This window comes from Polaromonas sp. P3_B1, assembly GCF_056402935.1.
The window spans coordinates 12386-34429 of the sequence record NZ_JBFUGK010000044.1; the positions used below are offsets into that span (position 1 = coordinate 12386).

At 62.9% G+C, this 22044-nt stretch carries 22 protein-coding genes; 12 read left to right on the plus strand and 10 right to left on the minus strand.

Annotated elements, in window-relative coordinates; translation table 11 throughout:
• Positions 1-11 precede the first annotated feature (11 nt).
• Both AC1DXS_RS21185 and AC1DXS_RS21190 read left to right on the plus strand, forming a co-directional pair.
• Positions 12-368 carry a hypothetical protein gene (locus tag AC1DXS_RS21185; protein ID WP_477739436.1) on the plus strand — a complete coding sequence of 119 codons (357 nt, stop codon included), beginning with the start codon at positions 12-14 and terminating at the stop codon, positions 366-368.
• Positions 369-473: 105 nt separating this feature from the next.
• Positions 474-1295 (plus strand): alpha/beta fold hydrolase, encoded by an 822-nt coding sequence (locus tag AC1DXS_RS21190; protein ID WP_477739437.1) that lies wholly within the window; start codon positions 474-476, stop codon positions 1293-1295.
• Positions 1296-1324: 29 nt separating this feature from the next.
• Here the strand turns inward: AC1DXS_RS21190 and AC1DXS_RS21195 are convergent, their stop codons facing one another.
• Positions 1325-1756 carry an Lrp/AsnC family transcriptional regulator gene (locus tag AC1DXS_RS21195; protein ID WP_477664842.1) on the minus strand — a complete coding sequence of 144 codons (432 nt, stop codon included), beginning with the start codon at positions 1754-1756 and terminating at the stop codon, positions 1325-1327.
• A gap of 150 nt (positions 1757-1906) precedes the next feature.
• Here AC1DXS_RS21195 and AC1DXS_RS21200 point away from each other — a divergent pair, with 150 nt between their 5' ends.
• Positions 1907-3010: a saccharopine dehydrogenase family protein gene (locus tag AC1DXS_RS21200; protein ID WP_477739438.1), complete on the plus strand. Its 1104-nt coding sequence runs from the start codon at positions 1907-1909 to the stop codon at positions 3008-3010.
• Between the two features lie 709 nt (positions 3011-3719).
• Here AC1DXS_RS21200 and sbcB read toward each other — a convergent pair.
• The 5 genes from sbcB to icd all read right to left on the minus strand — a co-directional run bounded on the left by sbcB (position 3720) and on the right by icd (position 10989).
• Positions 3720-5189 carry an exodeoxyribonuclease I gene (sbcB, locus tag AC1DXS_RS21205; RefSeq protein ID WP_477739439.1) on the minus strand — a complete coding sequence of 490 codons (1470 nt, stop codon included), beginning with the start codon at positions 5187-5189 and terminating at the stop codon, positions 3720-3722.
• Positions 5190-5208: 19 nt separating this feature from the next.
• The gene (gene cls, locus AC1DXS_RS21210; protein WP_477739440.1) at positions 5209-6666 is read right to left on the minus strand and encodes a cardiolipin synthase; all 1458 of its coding nucleotides are present in this window, start codon (positions 6664-6666) and stop codon (positions 5209-5211) included.
• Between the two features lie 122 nt (positions 6667-6788).
• Positions 6789-9125, minus strand: coding sequence for an ATP-dependent Clp protease ATP-binding subunit ClpA (clpA, locus tag AC1DXS_RS21215; protein ID WP_477739441.1), 2337 nt, complete (start codon positions 9123-9125; stop codon positions 6789-6791).
• A 69-nt stretch (positions 9126-9194) separates the two neighbouring features.
• Positions 9195-9572 (minus strand): ATP-dependent Clp protease adapter ClpS, encoded by a 378-nt coding sequence (gene clpS / locus AC1DXS_RS21220; RefSeq protein WP_477739442.1) that lies wholly within the window; start codon positions 9570-9572, stop codon positions 9195-9197.
• A gap of 163 nt (positions 9573-9735) precedes the next feature.
• Positions 9736-10989, minus strand: coding sequence for an NADP-dependent isocitrate dehydrogenase (gene icd / locus AC1DXS_RS21225; RefSeq protein ID WP_477739443.1), 1254 nt, complete (start codon positions 10987-10989; stop codon positions 9736-9738).
• 204 nt (positions 10990-11193) lie between these two features.
• On the opposite strand from icd, the gene AC1DXS_RS21230 reads away from it, so the two are divergent.
• Together AC1DXS_RS21230 and AC1DXS_RS21235 are read left to right on the plus strand one after the other, a co-directional pair.
• Positions 11194-11511, plus strand: coding sequence for a cell envelope biogenesis protein TolA (locus tag AC1DXS_RS21230; protein ID WP_477739444.1), 318 nt, complete (start codon positions 11194-11196; stop codon positions 11509-11511).
• 95 nt (positions 11512-11606) lie between these two features.
• Positions 11607-12101, plus strand: coding sequence for a DUF192 domain-containing protein (locus AC1DXS_RS21235; RefSeq protein WP_477739445.1), 495 nt, complete (start codon positions 11607-11609; stop codon positions 12099-12101).
• Between the two features lie 78 nt (positions 12102-12179).
• Here AC1DXS_RS21235 and AC1DXS_RS21240 read toward each other — a convergent pair whose 3' ends face one another.
• Positions 12180-12761 carry a Fe-Mn family superoxide dismutase gene (locus AC1DXS_RS21240; RefSeq protein ID WP_074574173.1) on the minus strand — a complete coding sequence of 194 codons (582 nt, stop codon included), beginning with the start codon at positions 12759-12761 and terminating at the stop codon, positions 12180-12182.
• An 81-nt stretch (positions 12762-12842) separates the two neighbouring features.
• Positions 12843-14162 (minus strand): exodeoxyribonuclease VII large subunit, encoded by a 1320-nt coding sequence (gene xseA / locus AC1DXS_RS21245; RefSeq protein ID WP_477739446.1) that lies wholly within the window; start codon positions 14160-14162, stop codon positions 12843-12845.
• Positions 14163-14506: 344 nt separating this feature from the next.
• Between xseA and AC1DXS_RS21250 the strand changes: the two genes are divergently transcribed.
• The 6 genes from AC1DXS_RS21250 (at position 14507) to adk (ending at position 18410) form a co-directional block, all read left to right on the plus strand.
• On the plus strand, positions 14507-15136 hold the full coding sequence (locus AC1DXS_RS21250; protein WP_477739447.1) for a MotA/TolQ/ExbB proton channel family protein: 630 nt from the start codon (positions 14507-14509) through the stop codon (positions 15134-15136).
• The gene (locus AC1DXS_RS21255; protein WP_411882331.1) at positions 15133-15561 is read left to right on the plus strand and encodes an ExbD/TolR family protein; all 429 of its coding nucleotides are present in this window, start codon (positions 15133-15135) and stop codon (positions 15559-15561) included. Before AC1DXS_RS21250 ends, AC1DXS_RS21255 begins: the two co-directional genes overlap by 4 nt.
• A 48-nt stretch (positions 15562-15609) precedes the next feature.
• Positions 15610-16641 carry a tetraacyldisaccharide 4'-kinase gene (gene lpxK, locus AC1DXS_RS21260; RefSeq protein WP_477739448.1) on the plus strand — a complete coding sequence of 344 codons (1032 nt, stop codon included), beginning with the start codon at positions 15610-15612 and terminating at the stop codon, positions 16639-16641.
• Positions 16622-16804: a Trm112 family protein gene (locus tag AC1DXS_RS21265; protein WP_007872480.1), complete on the plus strand. Its 183-nt coding sequence runs from the start codon at positions 16622-16624 to the stop codon at positions 16802-16804. The genes lpxK and AC1DXS_RS21265 overlap by 20 nt, the downstream gene beginning before the upstream one ends.
• A complete protein-coding gene (kdsB, locus tag AC1DXS_RS21270) occupies positions 16801-17559 on the plus strand; it encodes a 3-deoxy-manno-octulosonate cytidylyltransferase (RefSeq protein WP_477739449.1) in 759 nt (252 codons plus the stop codon). Before AC1DXS_RS21265 ends, kdsB begins: the two co-directional genes overlap by 4 nt.
• A 194-nt stretch (positions 17560-17753) precedes the next feature.
• Entirely contained in the window at positions 17754-18410 is a 657-nt protein-coding gene (gene adk, locus AC1DXS_RS21275) for an adenylate kinase (protein ID WP_477739450.1), read from the plus strand.
• A 55-nt stretch (positions 18411-18465) separates the two neighbouring features.
• Here the strand turns inward: adk and AC1DXS_RS21280 are convergent, their stop codons facing one another.
• Together AC1DXS_RS21280 and AC1DXS_RS21285 are read right to left on the minus strand one after the other, a co-directional pair.
• Entirely contained in the window at positions 18466-20142 is a 1677-nt protein-coding gene (locus AC1DXS_RS21280; protein WP_477739451.1) for a M14 family zinc carboxypeptidase, read from the minus strand.
• A gap of 69 nt (positions 20143-20211) precedes the next feature.
• On the minus strand, positions 20212-21162 hold the full coding sequence (locus AC1DXS_RS21285; RefSeq protein ID WP_477739452.1) for an asparaginase: 951 nt from the start codon (positions 21160-21162) through the stop codon (positions 20212-20214).
• Between the two features lie 121 nt (positions 21163-21283).
• Between AC1DXS_RS21285 and lexA the strand changes: the two genes are divergently transcribed.
• Entirely contained in the window at positions 21284-21988 is a 705-nt protein-coding gene (gene lexA, locus AC1DXS_RS21290) for a transcriptional repressor LexA (protein ID WP_477739453.1), read from the plus strand.
• Positions 21989-22044: the final 56 nt, after the last annotated feature.

Here is a 22044-nt window from a genome sequence, read left to right on the forward strand (position 1 = left end):
TAAAACACCCCATGCGCAACATACTCACCGCCCTGGTCGTGCTGACGCTACTCTCAGCCTGCGTCACCCCGGTTGACATCTCACGCTACCAAAAGGCGGGTAGCGCCCAGATGCGCGGAAACCGGGCTTTTGTTTCCGATCCCGCCTTCTCGCAGCCGGCGCACTTCAAGATCTCGCCCCAGGAAGTTGCCTCGTCGTTCGGGCATCTTTGCCAAGCCGATTACAACTGCACTTACTTTGCCGACCAGGACGCGTACTACCTCCTGCAGAATTTCGGCGCCGTACCATCCCTTTTCGTGAGTTCACATGCCGTCGCCATCGTCGACGGTCGTACCGGAACGCTGCTGAAAGCACCGGCCAAACCGTGAAACTTCCTCTCCAACCACCTCGCCCCCTCGGAGAGGGTTGGGGTGAGGGTCACTAACGGCCGCACGGATTAAATACTGATCTGCCGATCGCGTATCGTCACAGATATGAAAACCATGACCTGGCTTGAAGTCCAAGGCGCCTTGCTGGCCATGGCGCATGAGGCAAACCATGGCGCCACCGGCATGCCGGTGCTTTTCCTGCACGCCAACGTCGCGGACAGCCGCATGTGGCAAAGCCAGTGGGACTGGCTGGCAACAACACATCCGGTCGCCAGCTATGACCGCCGGGGCTTCGGGGAATCACGCACTTTGCACCCAATGCCGCATTCCAATGTGACCGACCTTTGGGCGGTGATGGATGCCTTGGGCTATGACCGGGTGGTGTTGGTCGGCTGCTCTTTGGGAGGCCGTGTTGCCATCGACGCGGCATTGGCCCGGCCGGACCGGGTGGGAGGCCTGGTTCTTGTTGCGCCCGGGGTCAGTGGCGCGCCAACGGCACACCATGGTGATCCGGTCAATGCCTTGATGGATGCGATCAGCGCTGCTGCGGCGCGGGGCGACCTCGATGCCAAGAATGAACTGCAGGCTCGCCTGTGGCTGGACGGCCCTTTGAGTCCACCCAATCGGGTCAGCGGCGAAGCTCGCCGGCTCTTTCTTTCGATGAACGGTAGCGCCTTGCGTGCCGCTAGCCCGGGTGCGGCGTCCGAGGAGCCCTCGGCATGGGAGCGCATGGAGGCGATCCAGGCACCTGCGCTGGTGCTGTGGGGTGACCTTGACCTGCCGCATTTGCAGGAGAGGTCTGAATTGCTTGCGCGGCGCATGCCCGCGGCCCAGGGCTTGGTGATCCCAGGCACGGCACACCTGCCGCCGCTTGAGGCACCCCGGCAGTTCAACCCCGTGTTGGCGCGATACCTCCAGCAGCTGTAAGTTGGCATGACCAGGCGGCCGCGCCCTCCTCAGCGCTGGATACGCGTCGACAGCACCACCGAGGTATGCGTGCGCTCCACCCCGTCGAGCAGGCCTATGCCGTCTATCAGCGCATCCAGCCTTTCGATGGAGCCGGCCTGCACGATGGCGATCATGTCGTAGGTGCCGCTGATGGACAGCAGGGACCGCACCTCGGGAATCTTGCGCAGCGCAGCCTCCACCGTGCCCGTGAGCTTGGGGCCGACGGTGAGCATCACATGGGCCGACACCTGCGACTGTTCATAAGCCTCACCGGTGCGCGCACCGTAGCCGGTGATGACCTTGTCGCGTTCCAGCCGCGTGATGCGAGCCTGCACCGCCGTGCGCGACAAGCCAACCTTGCGCGCCAGCAAGGCCATGGGGCAACGCGCGTTGTCGCGCAGCTCGGCAAGCAGGGTCTGGTCTATGGCGTCGAGTTGCATGGCGTGCATCCAAGTTAGTTAAATCGCTCATTTAGATAGGGAATTTGCCTAAAGTATGGCGTTATTTTGTCTAAATTGATACTGGTAACTGCCTGCACAGCCTTCCACAATGGGTCAAGCTTCCGCATCGGGGGCACCAAGGAGACCCTCATGAAAAAGATCATGGTCGCAGGCGCCGGCAAAATCGGCTCAGCCATTGCCGCGCTGCTGGGTGCCACCCAGGACTATTCGGTGACGGTCACCGACGCCTCGCCGGCAGCGCTGGCGGGCATCGCAACCGGCCCGCGCGTGCAGCGGCTGGCGCTGGACATCAGCAACCCGGTGGCCCTGCGCGCCGCGCTGGCCGGGCAGTATGCGGTGCTCAGCGCGGCGCCGTTTCACCTGACCACGGCGATTGCCGAAGCCGCCGTGGCGCAGGGCGTGCACTACCTGGACCTCACCGAAGACGTGGCGAGCACGCGGCGCGTGAAAGAGCTGGCGGCTGCCGGCGCGCGCTCGGCGCTGATCCCGCAGTGCGGCCTGGCGCCGGGTTTTGTCTCCATCGTCGCGGCCGACCTGTGCCGGCGCTTTGACAGCCTGCACAGCGTGCGCATGCGGGTCGGCGCGCTGCCGCAGTTCCCGTCGAACGCGCTCAACTACAACCTGACCTGGAGCACCGACGGCGTCATCAACGAGTATTGCGAGCCCTGCGAGGCGATTGTCGAAGGCGTGCTGCGCCAGGTACCGCCGCTGGCCGAGCATGAGGAGTTCTCGCTGGACGGCGTGACCTACGAGGCCTTCAACACCTCGGGCGGGCTGGGCACGCTGTGCGAAACGCTGCAGGGCAAGGTCACCCACCTCAACTACAAGACCATACGCTACCCGGGCCACGCGGCCATCATGAAGGTGCTGCTCAACGACCTGCGCCTGCGCGAGCGCCGCCACGTGCTCAAAGACCTGCTGGAAAACGCCCTGCCCGTCACGCTGCAGGACGTGGTCATTGTGTTTGTCACGGTGAGCGGCCAGCGCGAAGGCCGGCTGATGCAGGAGACCTATGCCCACAAGGTGTATAGCCAGGTAGTGGACGGCGTGCTGCGCAGCGCGATCCAGGTGACCACGGCTTCTGGTATCTGCGCGGTGCTGGATTTGCTGGCAACTGGGAAGCTGCCGGCACGGGGGTTTGTGCGGCAGGAGGAGATTGCGCTGGGGAACTTTTTGGCCAACCGCTTCGGCAGGGCTTATGCGGAGCATGCGGCGGAACGCGCCGCGGCTTGAGGCCTGTCTTGCTCCAGCGGGCGCTCCCTCTTCTGAGTTCTGCTGGCCGGGGGTTGCCCGGCGGCAACTCACTTTTACCGAAACCCGCAAAGCGGGTTTTCTTTGTTTGCCAAAGGCGCGCTACGCGCGCGGGGTTTGCTCACTTCGCGAAGCGAAGTTACGCAAACACCAAAAGTAAGCAAAAGAAAGGCGACCCGCAGTCTGGGTCCCTTCGCTGCGCTGCGGGCAACCTGCGGTGCTCGAGCCAAGCGGGGTCTGGCTAAACTCGCTCCGTTTCACTCCGCTCAAACAACGCCAGCCCTGATCCGCTTGTCTCTGCGCTCCTCGGTCCAGCCAGGACGGGGCAATCGGGATCGGGAACCGAATACCAAAAGACAAAGAAGACAAATACAAACAAGGACACGCCATGGCGTGTCCTTGTGGTTTTAGGTATTGGTATTTTTCTCCCACCCCTTGTGGATGCGCCGAGGAGCGGAGGTTCAGGCGGATCAGGGATCGCGTTGTTTGAGCGAAGCGAGTTTAGCGAGACCCCGCCTGAACCGAGCACCGCAGGTTGCCCGTAGCGAAGCGGAGGGACGCAGCAACCAGGGTCGCCTTTTCTTTTGCTTACTTTTCTTTTGGCGAAGCAAAAGAAAAGTGAGTAGCTGCCGGGCTACCCCCGGCCAACTGAACTTAGAAGAGCGCGCCCCCGCCGGAGCAAGACCGGCGCCTAGACCTCCGGCGCTATCGCCTCGGCATAGTCATACAGCGCACCCAGGATCGCCTCGCCGCGCTCATCGGCGGTTTCCGAGAGCACATCAATCCGCGCAAACAACGCATCGACATTCCGCGCCCCACCCTCGCCTTCGAGCAGCCACGCAACCCGGTGCGCCTCCCAGCGTTCGGCGTCTTCAGGCGACAGGGTCTCGGGAAAATTGCGGGCGCGGTAGCGGAACAGTATTTCCTCGAGCCGCTCGTCGTCAAAGCCGGTGCGGCTATGGGCGAGTTCTGCGGGCGACAGGGCGCGCAACTGGTTCAGGCGGCGCCGGTCGGCGTTGCCGACAAAACCGCCGTAAAGGTCTTCGTCGACGTCGGGCGTACCCTCCTTGGGGCGCTGGAAGACCTCGGGCCAGATGGCGCTCATGTCGGGCAGGCCTGCGGCTTTTTCGGCATTGCGCAGGGCCGCGGGAATGTCCACGCCCCACTGGGCCGCCATATCCGGCGTCAGGGTGGCAAGCTTGCGCACCACCATGGGCGACTTGTTGAGGTGCACCGACTTGATGGGCAGGCGTTGCACGCCCTCGGGCAGGTCGGCGGAGCGGCTGAACAGGCGCTGGCGCAGCGTGGCGACGTCCAGCATAGGCAGTTCGCTCGGGTCTTGCGACAGGTCCCAGGCGAGCAACTCGTTTTTGTTGGTGGGATGCGTGGCCAGCGGCCACATGACGGCCAGGCAGCCGCGCTCAGGCGGGAACATGCCTGAGATGTGCAAAAAAGGCTGAGCCGTCTGCGGGCTGGTGGGCAGGCCGAGTTCGGTGGCCACACGGTCCTTCTTGTGCAGGCTCAGGGCAAAATCAAAGAGCTTGGGCTGGGCCTGGCGGATCAGCCGCGCCAGCGCGATAGTGGCGCGCACGTCGGACAGCGCGTCATGCGCCGCATCGTGCATCAGGCCGTTGGCGCGCGCCAGGTCTTCGAGCTTGAAGCTGGGGCGTGTCACCTTGGGATCGTCCGGAAAACGTTCATCGGGCTTGCGCGGCCAGGCGATGCCTTCGGGCCGAAGGGCGTAGGCCATGCGCACCACGTCCAGCAGATCCCAGCGGCCGCAGTCGTTCTGCCACTCACGCGCATAGGGGTCTATCAGGTTGCGCCAGAACAGGTGGCGCGTGACTTCGTCGTCAAAACGGATGGTGTTGTAGCCCACGCCTATGGTGCCGGGCTCGGCCAGCACAGCCTCGATGCGGGCCGCGAATTCATGCTCGGCCACGCCGCGCTCCAGGCACAGCTGGGGCGTGATGCCGGTGAGCAGGCAGGACTCCGGGTCGGGAAGGTAGTCGCTGGCGGGCTTGCAATACAGCATCAAGGGTTCGCCGATTTCGTTGAGCTCGGCGTCGGTGCGTATGCCGGCGAACTGCGCGGGCCGGTCTCGCCGCGGGTTGATGCCGAAAGTCTCGTAGTCGTGCCAGAGAAAGGTGTGCGAGGCCATGGAGCGTCTCGGAAAGGATTTAAAGCAAGGGGGAGAATAGCCGCGCCGTGGCGTCGGCCAGCCGCATCAGGAAGCGCTGCGGCCTGTTGGCGCGCACGGCAGCCGCGCTGCGCAGGTCAGTTTCAAATTGGGCGGCCAGCGGCCCGGCCAGGGCTGGGCCGTAGACGACGGCCATGACCTCGAAATTCAGGCGGAAGCTGCGGTTGTCGAAATTGGCGGTGCCGGCCATGGCGCAGTTATCGTCGACCACCAGGGTCTTGGAATGCAGCATGCGGGCCTTGTATTCCCAGACCTGGACGCCGGCGGCGATCAGCTCGTCGTAGTAAGAACGCGCGGCGGCGCTGACGATCAGGCTGTCGCTGCGGCGCGGCAGCAGCAGGCGCACGTCGACGCCGCGCAGCGCGGCGCTGGTGAGCGCCATCAGGGCCGGCTCGCCGGGCACGAAATACGGCGTGGTCAGCCAGGCGCGCTGAGTGGAGGCATTGATGGCCGCGACCTGCATGCGGTGTATGGGCTCCAGCGTGGTGTCGGGCCCGCTGGTGACGATCTGCACCGGGATGTCGCCGGCTTCGGCCGCGGGCTGCAGCTGCGGCAGCAGTTGCGGCGAGGCGCGCTGCCCGTCGTTGGGGGACTTGCCGGTGGTGTAGGCCCAGTCTTCGAGGAAGGTGGTCTGCAGCCAGCGCACGGCGCTGCCTTCAATGCGCAGGTGCACGTCGTGGTAAGCGTCGCGGCGGGTGCGCCGGTCTTCTTCGTCGGTGATATTGACGCCGCCGGTAAAGCCTATGCTGCCGTCGCAGACCACGATCTTGCGGTGGGTGCGGTAGTTGGTCACCGGGCGCAGCCGCCGGCCTATACGGGTGTCGTGGAAAAACGCGACATGGCCCCCGGCGGCCAGCAGCGGCGCCAAAAATTTGCCACCCAGGCGTTTGGAGCCCAGCGCGTCGACCAGCAGGCGCACGGTGACGCCCTGCCCGGCTTTTTGCACCAGCAGGTCGCGCAGCAAGGTGCCGATCTGGTCGGGCTCGAAGATGTAGTACTCGAGGTGGACGTGGTCGCGCGCGTCGCGAATCGCCTTGAAGATGCTGTCAAAGGTGCGCACGCCGCCCGAGAGCAACTTGACCGAGGTCGCGCTGGACACCGGCAGGCCGCAGGCGGCAGTGCCCAGCGCCGCCATTTGCCGCAGGGCTGCGGGCGCCTTCTCGGCGGCCTCGCGCAGCAGGGCCAGGTCCGCGCCCGCGCGCTCGCCGGCACGGCTGCGCAGGCGCTTGAGACGCTGTTTTTTCAGGCGCTGGGGGCCGAGAAAGTAATAGATAACGAAGCCCGCGAAGGGCAGCAAGGCCAGCGACAGTATCCAGCTCATGGTGGACACCGGGGCACGCTTTTGCATCACGATCCAGATGGACAGCACCGCGATATAGGCGCTCCAGGCCACGGAAAGGCCGGTTTTCCATTCGGAGCTGAGTTCGGGAAGCGTCAAGGCTGGCTGAAAGGGTTGGTGGCGGCGCTGGCGGACATGAAAAAAGGCCGATAGCGCGATGCTACCGGCCTTTATGCCTGCTTCAGGCAGGCGCTGAAAAATCAGCGCCTGGGCTGCCTGCCTCAGCTGGTCTCGGCTGCCTCGGCTTCAGGTTTGGCCTTGCCCTCTTTCTTGGGCAAGGGCTGAATGTCGAGCTCGACTTCGCCAGTTTCCACGCCTTTTTCGTCAGTCGTCACTTTCATATCGACCGTGAGGCGCCCGCCGTCGACCAGACGGCCGAACAGCAGCTCGTCGGCCAGGGCGCGGCGAATCGTGTCCTGGATCAGGCGCTGCATCGGACGCGCACCCATCAGCGGATCAAAGCCCTTCTTGCCGAGGTACTTGCGCAGCGTGTCGGTGAAGGTGACTTCGACCTTCTTCTCGGCCAGCTGGGTTTCGAGCTGCAGCAGGAACTTGTCGACCACGCGCAGGATGACGGCCTCGTCGAGCGCCTTGAAGCTCACCGTCGCGTCCAGGCGGTTGCGGAACTCGGGCGTGAACAGGCGCTTGATGTCGGCCATCTCGTCGCCGGACTCGCGCGGGTTGGTAAAGCCGATGGTCGCCTTGTTCATCGTCTCGGCACCGGCGTTGGTGGTCATGACGATGATGACATTGCGGAAATCGGCCTTGCGCCCGTTGTTGTCCGTCAGCGTGCCGTGGTCCATGACCTGCAGCAGCACGTTGAAGATGTCCGGATGCGCCTTTTCGATCTCGTCGAGCAGCAGCACGGCATGCGGCTTCTTGGTGATGGCCTCGGTCAGCAGGCCGCCCTGGTCGAAACCGACGTAACCCGGGGGCGCGCCAATCAGGCGGCTCACGGCATGGCGCTCCATGTACTCGGACATGTCGAAGCGGATCAGCTCAATGCCCATGATGTAGGCCAGTTGCTTGGCCGCTTCCGTCTTGCCGACGCCGGTGGGGCCGGAGAACAGGAAGGAACCGATAGGCTTGTCGTCCTTGCCCAGGCCCGAGCGCGCCATCTTGACGGCGGAGGCGAGCACGTCCAGCGCCTTGTCCTGGCCGAACACCACGCTTTTCAGGTCGCGTTCCAGCGTTTTCAGCTTGCCGCGGTCGTCGTTGGACACGTTGGCGGGCGGGATGCGGGCGATCTTGGCCACGATCTCTTCGACCTCGGCCTTGCTGATGGTTTTCTTGCGCTTGGACGCGGGCAGGATCCGCTGGGCGGCGCCGGCTTCATCGATCACGTCAATCGCCTTGTCGGGCAGGTGGCGGTCGTTGATGTACTTGGCACTGAGCTCGGCCGCTGCCTGCAGGGCCGCCACGGCGTACTTGACGCTGTGGTGCTCTTCGAAGCGCGACTTCAGGCCCTTGAGGATTTCCACGGTTTCCTGCACCGTGGGCTCGACCACGTCGACCTTCTGGAAACGGCGCGACAGGGCCGCGTCTTTTTCGAAGATGCCGCGATACTCGGTGAAAGTGGTCGCGCCAATGCACTTGAGCTGGCCCGAGCTGAGCGCGGGCTTGAGCAGGTTGGACGCGTCCAGCGTGCCGCCCGAGGCCGCACCGGCGCCGATCAGGGTGTGGATTTCATCGATGAAGAGGATGCCGTTGGGCTTGTCCTTCAGCGCCTTGAGCACGCCCTTCAGGCGCTGCTCGAAATCGCCGCGGTATTTGGTGCCCGCGAGCAAGGCGCCCATGTCCAGCGAGTAGACATTGGCTTCGGCCAGGATTTCGGGCACGTCTTTTTGCGTGATGCGCCAGGCCAGGCCCTCGGCGATGGCGGTCTTGCCCACACCGGCTTCACCCACCAGCAGCGGGTTGTTCTTGCGGCGGCGGCAGAGGATCTGGATGACGCGCTCGACTTCGTACTGGCGGCCGATCAGCGGGTCGATCTTGCCGTCCTTGGCGAGCTGGTTCAGGTTGACGGTGAATTGCTCCAGCGGAGAAGCCTTTTCGTTCTTCTCGGCGCCCTCTTCGTTCTCGGCCGCGCTCTCACCGGCCTTGGCGGGCTCGGGGGGGTCGCTCTTCTTGATGCCGTGAGCGATGAAGTTCACCACATCCAGGCGGGTGACGCCCTGCTGGTGGAGGTAATACACGGCATGCGAGTCTTTTTCGCCAAAGATGGCGACCAGCACGTTGGCGCCGGTGACTTCCTTCTTGCCGTTGCCGGTGGACTGCACGTGCATGATGGCGCGCTGGATCACGCGCTGGAAGCCCAGCGTGGGCTGCGTGTCGACGTCGTCGGTGCCCGCGACCTGCGGGGTGTTGTCCTTGATGAAATTGGCAAGCGATTTGCGCAAATCGTCGACATTCGCGGAGCACGCGCGCAGCACTTCGGCGGCACTGGGGTTGTCCAGCAAGGCAAGCAGGAGGTGCTCAACGGTGATGAACTCGTGGCGCTGCTGACGCGCCTCGACAAACGCCATGTGCAAGCTGACTTCTAGTTCCTGGGCAATCATTGATCTTCCTTTCGGCTTGCTTGGGTTAACTTAACTGACTGATAGTTCAAATATTGGCCGGATTCGCGATTATTCAATGGGCTCGCTGACACACTGCAGCGGATGGCCGTTCTTGCGGGCGGCTTCGGTGACCTGGTCGACCTTGGTGGCGGCCACATCCTTGGAGAAAACCCCGCAGACGCCTTTGCCGTCCAGGTGGATCTTCAGCATGATTTGCGTGGCGGTTTCGCGGTCCTTGTTGAAAAACTCCTGGATGACCACCACCACGAATTCCATCGGGGTGTAATCGTCGTTGAGGAGAACCACCTGGTACATCTGCGGTGGCTTGGTTTTTTGCGGGCGGCGCTCCAGCACGACCGAATCCCCTCCGACGCCGTTGTCCGGCCTGACGGCGGGGGCTGGCGGCTGCGCCGGAGAACTGGGGGATTTGGGAGACTTGGTTGCCATGGAATTCATTCTAGCCACCGATATAGCCCAGTGCGCCGGATAGGGAAATTGGTGGCGGGAACGAGACATTCAAGCGTGATTTTTTGCTTATTTCGCGGACATGAAAAAACCGCCTCGGGATTACTCCCGGGCGGCTTCAAAATAGAGGGCTGGGCCCGCTGCTTTACATGTGGTCGATCATGACCTGGCCGAAGCCGGAGCAGCTGACTTGCGTTGCGCCTTCCATGAGGCGCGCGAAGTCATAAGTGACCTTCTTGGACTCGATGGATTTTTCCATCGAGCTGATGATCAGGTCGGCAGCCTCGGTCCAGCCCATGTGGCGCAACATCATCTCGGCCGAGAGAATCTCGGAGCCCGGGTTGACATAGTCCTTGCCGGCGTACTTGGGCGCCGTGCCGTGGGTGGCTTCAAACATGGCGACGGTGTCGCTCAGGTTGGCGCCGGGGGCGATGCCGATGCCGCCGACCTGGGCCGCCAACGCGTCGGAGACATAGTCGCCGTTCAGGTTCAGGGTGGCGATCACGCTGTATTCAGCGGGGCGCAGCAGGATTTGCTGCAGGAAGGCATCGGCGATGCTGTCCTTGACGGTGATTTCCTTGCCGGTCTTCGGATTCTTGAACTTCATCCAAGGGCCGCCGTCGATTTCCACCGCGCCGAATTCCTTCTTGGCCAGGGCGTAGGCCCAGTCACGGAAGCCGCCTTCGGTGAACTTCATGATGTTGCCCTTGTGCACGATGGTCACGCTGGGCTTGTCGTTGTCGATGGCGTACTGGATGGCCTTGCGAACCAGGCGCTCGGTGCCTTCGCTGGAAACGGGCTTGATGCCGATGCCCGAGGTGTTCGGGAAACGGATCTTCTTGACACCCATCTCGTCCTGCAGGAACTTGATGAGCTTTTTAGCCTTGTCGCTGCCGGATTCGAATTCGATGCCGGCGTAGATGTCTTCCGAGTTTTCACGGAAGATGACCATGTTGGTCTTCTGCGGCTCTTTGACGGGGGAAGGAACGCCCGCGAAGTACTGGATGGGGCGCAGGCAGACGTAGAGGTCGAGTTCCTGGCGCAGCGCGACGTTCAGGCTGCGGATGCCGCCGCCCACGGGCGTCGTCAGCGGGCCCTTGATCGAGACGACGTAGTCGCGCACGGCATGCAGGGTTTCTTCGGGCAGCCACACGTCGGGGCCGTAGACCTTGGTGGACTTTTCACCGGCGTAGACTTCCATCCAGTGGATTTTCTTCTTGCCGCCATAGGCCTTGGCAACAGCAGCATCGACCACTTTCAACATGACCGGCGTGATGTCGGCACCGGTGCCGTCGCCCTCGATGAACGGGATGACGGGTTCGTCAGGCACGTTCAGGGAGTTGTCGGCGTTGACAGTGATTTTTTTGCCTTGGGCAGGCACCTTGATGTGCTGGTACATGTAGAAAAGTCTCCGGTGAGGGCTGAAGCGAGGATAGCTACCCCGTGTAGCTGTTAGGTAAAAACCCCTAAATTCTAGCCTTAAAACCAGAGAGCAAAAGAATTTGGGGGCTTGTGTCAACGGCCGGTGAAGGGGCTCCGTTACGGAAGGGCCTCCGAGAAGTTCGGGGTATTTTTTCCAATAACGTTTTCAAGGAAATTCCAAATGAACAAAATCCTCGCTGCTCTGATCGCTGGCCTCTTCGCTGTTGGTGCATACGCACAAGCTCCCGCTGCCAAGCCTGCTTCCGCTCCTGCTGCCGCAGCTGCTCCAGCGCCTGCAGCTGCTCCTGCCGCAGCTGCCAAGCCAGCCAAGATGACCAAGGAAGAAAAAGCTGCCGCCAAGGCCGCCAAGAAAGAAAAAGCCGCTGCTGAAAAGAAAGCAAAGGCAGAAGCCGCAGCTACCAAGAAGGCCGAAGCAGCTGCTGCCAAGAAGGCAAAGGCTGAAGCCGCTGCCGCCAAGAAAGCTGAAGCCAAGAAGTAAATTCCTGGTGACTTCGGTCAGAATGCCCGCCGCGTGCGGGCATTTTTTATGCGCGTCGTTTATGCTGGCAGGTCAACTTCATGCGTGGTGATTCTATGTTTCCAACCCCTGGCGCCTTCTCTTTGGGCAAGGCATTTCGGGCCCTGGCCGGCGCTTTTGCCCTGGCCGCCCTGTTCTCCCCCCTATGCGCCTGGTCCCAGGATGGCCCGCAGATGAACCTGCAGCGCGTCAAGCTGTCGGCCGGCATGCACCTGATTGATGCACAGGTCGCCCTCACGCCCGAGCAGCGGCAAATCGGCCTGATGTTTCGCAAGGAGATGCCGCAGCAGGAAGGCATGATCTTCGTGTTCGAGCAGGCCAGCCAGCAATGTTTCTGGATGAAAAACACCCTGCTGCCCCTGACGGCGGCCTTTGTGGCGGACGACGGCACCATCGTGAATCTGGCCGACATGAAACCACAGACCACGGACGCCCATTGCTCGGCCCAGCCGGTGCGTTATGTGCTGGAAATGAACAAAGGCTGGTTCGCCAAAAAAGGCATCAAGGCCGGCAGCAAGCTGGGCGGCCCCTTTTTTGAAGCCAGGCGCTGATTCTTCCGTTCACCCAAAACAAAAAAGCCGGCTTCAAGCCGGCTTTTTTGCAGGCGCTGGATGCGCCGTAAACGCCAATCAGGCGAAGTTGGCTTCCGCGAAGCTCCAGTTGACCAGGTTGGACAGGAAGGTTTCCACGAACTTGGGACGCAGGTTGCGGTAATCAATGTAGTAGGCGTGTTCCCAGACATCCACCGTCAGCAGGGCCTTGTCAGCAGTGGTCAGCGGGGTGCCGGCCGGGCCGGTGTTGACGATGTCCACGGTGCCGTCAGCTTTCTTGACCAGCCAGGTCCAGCCGGAGCCGAAATTGCCCACGGCGGATTTGACAAAGGCTTCCTTGAAGGCGGCGTAGGAGCCGAATTTGGCGTTGATGGCCGCAGCCAACGCGCCGCCGGGCTCACCGCCGCCGGCGGGCTTCATGCAGTTCCAGAAAAAGGTGTGGTTCCAGATCTGGGCCGCGTTGTTGTAGACGCCGCCGCTGGATTTTTTGACGATCTCTTCGAGCGTCATGGATTCGAACTCGGTGCCTTTTTGCAGGTTGTTGAGGTTCACCACATAGGCGTTGTGGTGCTTGCCATGGTGGTACTCAAAGGCTTCCTGGCTGTAATGCGGCGCCAATGCGTCGATTGGGTAAGGGAGTGGTGGGAGCTTGTGTTCCATGATTTTCCTCGTGGTGATGAATAAACTGTTGTTGGACGATTGTGAACGCGGTTGCAAACACTGTCCGGACCATTGTAAAAACTAAATCAGCCTGCGCGCCGTGACGGTCAAATCGACCTCGCCGCCGGCAAGGGTAGCGCGTACGGGCTGGCCCTGGTGCGTGCTCTCCGGGCTGGTGATCGGTTGCCCTTGCAGGTCGGCCAGCCAGGCATAACCTCGCTTGAGGACCAGCTTGGGATCCAGCAACTCCAGCCGCAGCTGCGCGCGCTCCAGCCGCTGCCGGCCGCGCCGCAAACTGCCCTCGACTTCGCGCGGAAAATCGCTCGCCAGGGACTGCAGCCTGAGCCGTTCGTGCTGCAAGGCCGAGCGCATGGCGTGATTCAGGCCTTGCCCCAGTCCGGCCAGGCGGGCATGTTGGCGAGTGACCAGGTGGGAGGGCCGGCTGACGCGGGACGCCGCCCAGTCCAGCCGCTGGTTGTGCGACTGCAACTGCCGGTTCACGCCGTTTTGCAGGCGCGACCAGGCCAGGTCCAGCGCACTGAGCCAGAGGCTTTGCGGCTGGGCGCACAATTCGGCCGCGGCGGTAGGGGTAGGCGCGCGCACATCGGCGCAGAAATCGGCAATCGTGAAGTCGGTTTCGTGGCCGACACCGCTGATTACCGGCACCGGCGAGCCCACAATGGCTCTCGCAAGCTGTTCATCATTGAAGGCCCAGAGGTCTTCCATCGCGCCGCCGCCGCGCACCAGCAGCAAAACGTCAACCCGGTCCTGGTCGCGCCTCTGAAAAGCCTTGTTCAGGGCCTCGCGCAATTCGCCCGCGGCCTGCGCGCCCTGCACGCTTGCCGGGTAGATCACCACGGGAATATGCGGAACGCGCCGCTGCAGCGCGCTCACAACGTCATGGAGGGCTGCAGCACCCAGGGAAGTGACCAGGCCGATCGCGCGCGGCAACAGGGGTAAGGGGCGTTTCCGGCCGGAATCAAAAAGGCCTTCGGCCTCCAGCTTGGCCTTGAGCTGCAGGAACTGCTCAAACAGGTTGCCCTGCCCGGCCTGTCGCATGGACTCCACCACCAGTTGCAGTTCGCCGCGTGGCTCGTAGACACCCAGGCGACCGCGCAATTCCACCAGTTGGCCGTCGCAGGGGGCGAAGTCAAGCAAGCCAGCCGCTCGCCGAAACATGGCGCAGCGGATTTGCCCTTGCTCGTCCTTAAGCGAAAAGTAGCAGTGCCCGCTGGCGGCCCGCGAGAAGCCGCTGATCTCGCCTCCCACCGCGACAGGGTTGAAGCGCGCCTCGAGACTGTCCGCAATCGCGCGCAACAGGGAGCCCACCGGCCAGATGCGCACACCGCCTTCGCGGCCCGCCGGAAAAGCTCGCTCGGGACGCGCAGCCGGCTCAAACACCGCTAAACCCCTTGATTTGCCAAGGGTAGTACTCCACAGAGCGCCGTCCTGCGTGGTCGGAATACCCGGTTTCCTGCGGACGGCGCGATGAATTCGTGTAACTCATTGATTTTCAATAACTTAATTCTGCTCAAATTTTCATCGTTCTGTCATATGCACGATCTGGCGCGGCTTGGCGGACGCACCGCCCTTACTTGCTCACAAAGTTATCCACAAGTTCTGTGGGCTATGTCCGACAAAAACAGCATCTTGAAAACATTCATGAGCGATGTGCCGCGCATCGGTCGGTGCCGCAGTATCTCTAAGCCATAATCCACCACAAATTATCTGCTTGGAGATGTGCATTGTTTTCGATCATACAAGCCGCAGGCTGGCCGATCTGGCCCTTGGTTGCCTGTTCCGTCTTGGCTCTTGCCCTGGTTATCGAGCGTTTCACCAGCCTCAAAATCCGCAAAGTCGCCCCTCCCAAACTGCTTGACGAAGCCATCACCGTTTCGCGCGCTTCCGTCCCTTCGCCGGACGTCGTGGCACAACTTGAACAGAATTCGGTGCTCGGCGAAGTTCTGGCCAGTGGTTTCCGCGCGCTGAACACCAACCCGCGCATCAGCGAGGACGACCTGCGCTCCATCCTGGAAGGCGCCGGGCGGCAAGCTGCGCACAAGCTGGAGCGCTACCTGGCGGCCCTGGCAACCATCGCCTCCGCCGCCCCGCTGCTGGGCCTGCTGGGCACCGTGATCGGCATGATTGAAATATTCGGCTCCCAGGGTGGCGGCGTCAGCGGCGCGGGCGGTAACCCGGCGCAACTCGCACAGGGTATTTCGATTGCGCTTTACAACACCGCTTTCGGCCTGATGGTTGCCATCCCGGCGCTGATCTTCTGGCGCTATTTCCGGGCCCGCGTGGATGGCTACCTGCTGACCATGGAGCTGGCGGCCGAGCGCTTTGTGCGTCATCTCAACACCCTGCGCAAATGAATTTCCGTCCTCACCCCCACGACGAGCCGGAGATCAACCTGATCCCCTTCATCGACGTGCTGCTCGTGGTGCTCATCTTCCTGATGCTGTCCACCACCTACAGCAAGTTCACCGAGCTGCAGGTCAAGCTGCCGGTGGCGGACGCGGAACAGCAGCGTGACTATCCCAAGGAGGTCATCGTCGCGGTAAGCAGCGACGGCCGATACATGGTCAACAAGACCCTGGTCGAAGGCCGGGGCATAGAGGTGCTGGGCGCCGCGCTGGCCGAGGCGGCCAAGGCCGGCAAGGAAAGCGTCATCATCATCAGCGCCGACGCCAGCGCCACGCACCAGGCGGTCATCACCGTCATGGAAGCGGCGCGCCGCCAGGGCCTCACCCAGATCACCTTTGCCACCCAGAGCGCCGCGATGGCCGGGGCGAAATAAGCGCCCGGCTTTCCTGGCCCAACAGCCGCCCTTGCGCGCACAACGGCCGTGAAACACCTTCTGCAAAACGCCTGGCTCTCCCGCGGGGTGCTGGCGTGCGTGCTCTGGCCGCTGGCGCAGTGCTACGGCCTGCTGGTGCGCCTGCGCCGTACCCTGTACCGCCGCGGCATCCTGCGGTCAGAGCGCTTCAAGGTTCCCGTCGTGGTGATCGGCAATGTGATCGCCGGCGGCGCGGGCAAAACCCCTTTGGTGATCGCCCTCGTCAGGCACCTGCAGGCGCAGCGGGTAGCGGTCGGCGTCGTGTCGCGCGGCTATGGGCGCACAGCGTCCGATTGCATAGAGGTCACGCCCACCGCATCGCCTGCGCAGACCGGTGACGAGCCGGCCCTGATCCATAGGCTTACGGGTGTGCCGGTGTTTGTTGCCAGGCAGCGCACGCAAGCCCTGCGGGCCTTGCTCGCCGCCCACCCCGAAATCGCGGTGGTGCTCTGCGATGACGGCCTGCAGCACTACGCTTTGCAGCGCGACATCGAGATCGCCGCGTTCGACGACCGTGGCACGGGCAACGGTTGGCTGCTGCCGGCGGGCCCGCTGCGCGAACCGTGGCCTTCCCGCAGGCAACAGGGCCTGGACCTTGTGCTGCACACCGGCCGGCACCCCGCCTTCGAGGGCTTCAGATCCAGCCGGCAGTTGGCCGATGACGCCTGGTCGGCTCGCGGCGAACAAGTCGCGCTGGACGGTTTGCGCGGCCGCCCGGTGACAGCGTTGGCGGGCATTGCCAACCCGCAGGCATTTTTCGGCATGCTGGAGGATCGCGGCCTCGTGCTGGAAGCTGCCATCGCCCTGCCCGACCACCATGCATTCAGCGATACCGACCTGGCCGGGCTGCAGGGACGCACCGTGCTCTGCACCGAGAAAGACGCCGTCAAGCTGTTTGCCCTGCCGGCCGCGGCCGGGCTGAAGCTGCTGGCGGTGCCCCTGGTGTTTACGCCGGAACCGGCCTTTTTCGCCGCCTTTGACGCGTTGCTGGCCCCGCGGCTTTCTCCATTACCATCGAAGCATGGACACCAAATTGCTTGAACTGCTGGTCTGCCCAGTGACCAAAGGCCCGCTCGATTACGACCGGGAAAAACAGGAACTCGTCTCCCGCAGCGCCCGACTGGCTTACCCCGTGCGCGACGGCCTGCCCGTCTTGCTTGAGAACGAAGCCCGTACCTTGACAGACGAAGAGCTCGGGCTGTGAGCTTCACCGTCCTGATCCCTGCCCGGCTGGCCTCCACCCGCCTGCCCAACAAACCGCTGGCCGACATCGGCGGCGCGCCCATGGTCGTGCGTGTGGCGCAGCGCGCCATGCGGAGCGCGGCCTTGCGCACCGTCGTCGCGACCGACAGCAACGAGATCATTGAAAAATGCGCGGCCTTCGGCGTCAAAGCCGTGCTGACCCGCGTGGACCATCCCAGCGGCAGCGACCGGCTCGCTGAAGCCTGCGGCGTGCTGGGCCTGGGTGATGAAGACATCGTGGTCAACGTCCAGGGTGACGAACCCCTGATAGACCCGGCCTTGATCAACGCCGTGGCGYGATTGCTCAACGAGCGGCCGGACTGTGCCATGAGCACCGCCGCGCACTCGATAGGGCAGCTCGCGGACCTGCAGAATCCGAACGTGGTCAAGGTCGTGCTCGACGCCCGCCACACCGCGCTGTACTTCAGCCGCTCGCCCATTCCGGCGGGCCGCGACTTTGCCGGCCAGGCCTGGTGGGAAGCCGGCAGCAAACTGCCCAAGCCGCTTCGGCATGTCGGCATCTATGGCTACCGCGTGGGCTTTTTAAGGGAATTTCCCCGTCTTCCCCAGGCACCGTTGGAGCAGTTGGAGCAACTTGAACAGCTGCGCGCCCTTTGGCACGGCCACCGCATTGCGGTACACATCACTGACGATGCACCGGGCCCGGGTGTTGACACGGCCGAAGACCTGGACCGCGCCCGCAAGCTGTTTTCCTGAGTGCGCACTCCGTCCCGAAGCCCCTTCCTGTAAGGTGCTGTCAGGGGTGCATGCTATCCTTGGGAAAAACGCAAGTGGGAGGCCTGCAGGACGTGTTGGCAGCCCTCCACACCTGTCCCAAGCAACCCCAGCGGCTAACTGGCGCGCGCCGGCCCGGGGCTGACTTCACGAATTCATAAAATCCGAGGACATCCATGAGACTAATTTTGTTGGGCGCGCCTGGCGCGGGCAAGGGGACGCAAGCGACCTTCATCTGCCAGAAGTACGGCATTCCCCAGATTTCCACCGGCGACATGTTGCGCGCCGCCGTCAAAGCCGGCACTCCCCTCGGCATTGAAGCCAAAAAAATCATGGATGCCGGCGCGCTGGTCAGCGACGACCTGATCATCAACCTCGTGAAAGAGCGCATCGCCCAGGCCGATTGCAGCAAAGGCTTTCTGTTCGACGGTTTTCCGCGCACCATCCCCCAGGCCGACGCGATGAAATCGGCCGGTGTCAGGCTCGATTACGTGCTGGAGATCGATGTGCCGTTTGAGGCCATCATCGAGCGCATGAGCGGACGCCGCTCGCATCCCGCCTCGGGCCGCACCTACCACGTCAAGTTCAACCCACCCAAGGTTGAAGGCAAGGACGACGTGACCGGCGAGCCGCTGATCCAGCGCGAAGACGACAAGGAAGAAACCGTGCGCAAGCGGCTGGAGGTCTATAGCGCCCAGACCCGTCCGCTGGTGGACTATTACTCAAGTTGGTCCAAGGTCGCACCCGACGCGGCGCCCAAATACCGTGCCATCAGCGGCATGGGCACGGTCGACCAGATCACCGCACGGGCTTTCGAGGCCCTGTCCGCTTAAGCAGCTTGCGGACCCACAAAAAAGCCGTCCTTGCGACGGCTTTTTTCATGGCGCTCTAAAAAATCGACAGCACCGGGTAGCGCCGCCATTGCGGCTCGGCATACTGCGCGCAGTTCTCGAAGATAAAACCCAGCACCTGTTTCGGGTCGGACAGCAGTTGCGGATTGGCGGCCTTCCACTGCTCGAAGCGCGCGCGCAGTTCGGGCTCGTCCTTGAGCAGCTGCAGCGCCATGTCTTCGAACACATAGTCCGAGAAGTGTTCCTTCTTTTCGAGGATGCTGTTGAAAAATCCCCAGCGGAAGAAGCTGTCATGCGCCTGCGGCTCCAGGGTTTCGACGGCGTAACGCGCCTTGTCCTGGTCCAGCGGCACCCACCAGTCACCGGCCTGCAGTTCCACGGTCTGCAGACTTGTTTCCAGCGTGATCTCATCGTGGAACATATGGCCCTCATAAGCACCAGGCCGGCTCTTCACACTCTGGATGCGGCTCACCTGTGCCTGCACCGTACGGGCAGCAACGAGGCGCTCCATGCGTACGCCGTTCCACGCCAGCCGCTCAACCACCGCGCGCCAGGCCTGCGGGACCACGTAGGCCTTCGGCGCGCGCACCACGGCCTCCTCGGCGAAGTGGGTGAAGTAATCGATTTCCTGCTCCCAGGGCTGGTCCCTGTCGTAGGCCAGGCGCTGGTAATTGCCTAGCAGGCTGGGCAAGTGCACCGCGGCATAGCCTTTGAAGCGCAGGCGTGAGCGGCGGTTCTCATCGATCTTCCAGCGCACAGGCCAATGGGTCCTGCCGCGCGCCGCCTGCCGCGCCTGCCCTCGCAGCGCCTGGATCTGCGGCGCATTCGCCACTGTGAACGCCAGCGTGACGTCCAGCAGCGCGCGCATGGACTCATAGCGATCCTTGAAGGGCTTGAGCATGTGGGTTTCGGGCATAAACCCTATGGTGTGGTTCAACGCCGCGTAGCCCGTCGAGAAGCGGGGCACCTCCAGGAAGTCGGCAATCCCCTGGTCCGGACTCTCGTGCACCGGGTTCACGTAGGGACAGGTCGGCCAGCCGCGCGCTTCCATGCCGCGATAGATCACCGGCAACATGCTTTCCCGCAGGAAAGTGCCCAGTTCGCCGCCCAGCTTGTCAGCCTGGGTGTGGATCAGCGTCATGGTGTAGCTGTAGTCCGCACCGTTGGAGGTGTGGGTATCGACCATCACATCCGGGTCCCAGGYGGTGAAGAACCGGTTGAACAGCTGTGCGTTGAGGCTGTCGCACTTGATGAAGTCGCGGTTCAGGTCCAGGTGCAGGCTGTTGCCGCGAAAGCCGAAGGACTCGGGGCCGTCCTGGTTAGCGCGGCTGGTATCGCCGCGGTTGCAGCTGCCATCGACGTTGTAGACCGGGATGAACAGGTAAACCGTGCCGCCCAGCGCGGCCAGTCGCGCGGGGTCCAGGCATAAATCACGCACCAGAGCCATGCAGGCGTCTATGCCTTCGGGCTCGCCGGGGTGTATGCCGTTGTTGTTGAAAAAGACGGCACGTCCGGCTTGCCGGATGCGTTCACGATCAAACACGCCGTCTGCGCTCACGATGCCCGCATGAATGGGTATGCCGGCATCAGAAACACCAATCTGCGAGAACTGCAGGACGGCGGGATGACGCAGCGCCAGCGCTTCATAAAACCGGATGCAGGCTTCCCAGGTGGTGGTCTGGTTCTGGTTGCCGAGTTCGTACGGGGTTTGCATGGGAGGTCCGCGTGGTCAAGGAATGGATTGTTCGAAGCCAGGCCCGCCTGCGCGGCTGGCCCGAGAGGCTCAGGCCAGCAGTTGCAGGATCAGCTGAACCCTGGCCTTGACCGGACTCAAGCCTTCGGAACCCGGTATCGCGTCGGCAGGCGTCGGCAACACCCGCCCTGCGACGCAGCGACTTGCGCGAACCACCTGGATGCCCGCAGCCTGGGCCTTGAGCAAGGCCGCCTCCAGCTCATGGTGCAGGCTGCCGTTGCCGGTTCCTGCCACCACCAGACCCTGCACGCCCTCTGCCTGCAGAGCCCGAACGACAGCGCCGCCGGCTCCGGCGTAATTCATGATGATTTCTACCCGAGGCACGGCGGCGGCTCCCGCCAGGCTGGCGATGCTTTGGGCGGCGGCCTGCGCACGACCGGCTTGGGCTTGCGGCCAGTTTCGCAGCAACCGGAGTTGCCCCTCCTCCACGTACCCTATGGGGCCGGCGTCGCCCGAACTGAAAGGGTCGAGCCGGTAGGTATGCACTTTCTGTACATCCGCAGCGCCATGGATGACGCCCGCGCACACCGCGACCACGCCCCGCGCGCCTGCATGCCGCGCCACTGCCACCGCGTCAAGCAGGTTTTGAGGCCCATCGGGAACCAGGGCCGTGGCTGGCCGCATCGCGCAGGTCAGAACTACCGGCTTGGCTGGCGCGAGCAGCGCCTGCAGAAAAAAAGCGGTCTCTTCAAGCGTATCGGTTCCATGCGTGATGACGATGCCCTGAACATCCGCTTGCGCCAGGAAATGGCTCACGCGCTCTGCCAGCTTGCCCCACACCGCAAAACTCATGTCCTTGCTGTCGACCTGCGTGACCTGCTCCGTAAGCACCGAGCCGGCTTGCGCCACAGCCGGGACAGCGGCGAGCAGTTCCTCGACACCCACCTGGGCGGCGGTGTAGCCGATGTTATCCGACGCACTGGCTGCCCGCCCGGCAATGGTGCCGCCGGTGCCCAGAATCACAATATTTTGAGGGTGCATGGAAAGTGGTCTTGCAATCTTTTAAAAACTGGATGAAAATACAGGTACTGGATATTAAAACAGGTCACGGGCTACGAACCGCTGTTCACCCAGACCTGACTGAGAACCAAGGAGTCCCGCCATGAGCATCCTCGCCGATTTTCCGCATTTTCCCTCCGAAGGCCCCAAGCTCACGGCGCGCCAGCAACAAATCCTTGAACTGATCCAGAGCGCCATCGCACGCACCGGCGCACCACCCACCCGCGCCGAAATCGCCAACGAACTGGGTTTCAAATCCGCCAATGCCGCCGAAGAACACCTGCAGGCCCTCGCCCGCAAAGGCGTCATTGAACTCGTCAGCGGCACTTCCCGCGGCATACGCCTGCGCGGCGACACTCTGCGCTCCATCAACGAATCGCGCACCAAACAGTTTTCCCTGCCGTTGCAAAGCCTGGCCCAACTCGCCCTACCTCTGGTAGGGCGGGTTGCTGCTGGCAGCCCGATTCTCGCGCAGGAACATATCGAACAAACCTATTATTTTGAAAGCGGCCTGTTCCAGCGCCAGCCCGATTACCTGCTCAAGGTTCGCGGCATGAGCATGCGCGACATCGGCATCATGGACGGCGACCTGCTGGCCGTCAAACAGGCCAAGGAAGCCAAGAACGGCCAGATCGTCRTGGCCCGCCTGGGTGATGAAGTCACCGTCAAGCGCTTTCGCCGTAACAAGAATCTTATTGAGCTCTTGCCCGAAAACCCCGACTTCAAAACCATTGTGGTCGAGCCCGGTGAGCCGTTTGAACTCGAAGGCCTGGCTGTCGGCTTGATACGCAACACCATGCTGATGTAACCCGTTGATCCGGCCACGCACCAGGTGGCGGGCGTTTGGCCGTTGCGGCCAACACC